The 237-nt window shown below is 40.1% G+C and carries 1 protein-coding gene; it reads right to left on the bottom strand.

Annotated elements, in window-relative coordinates:
• Window positions 1-237 (bottom strand): GNAT family N-acetyltransferase (locus ACSNOK_RS36125; RefSeq protein WP_436784879.1); only part of this gene is annotated, 237 nt, incomplete at both ends.

The following is a 237-nucleotide window of genomic DNA, read 5'->3' as shown; positions in this document are numbered from 1 at the left end:
AATAAGAGGTTTCTCTAAAACGACATCATCATTACGAGTTTTGCCTACGTAGTAGATTCTCGTTCCAACAGGTGTAAAACCCTGCTTTTCATAAAAACGCAAAGCACGCTTGTTATACGAATTAGTTGCTAACCACAGACTTGAATATCCGCATGCAAAGCCCTGTTCAACAGCATGTTCCATGAGAGCCGTAGCAATACCACACCCGTGAAATTCTTTTCTTACATATAGCTTATC

It is taken from the genome of Streptomyces sp. URMC 126, from assembly GCF_051386555.1.
In the GTDB taxonomy this organism is placed as follows: domain Bacteria; phylum Actinomycetota; class Actinomycetes; order Streptomycetales; family Streptomycetaceae; genus Streptomyces.
Note: the sequence above shows the minus strand (reverse complement) of the source record. Positions and strands in the feature narration are given on the sequence as shown.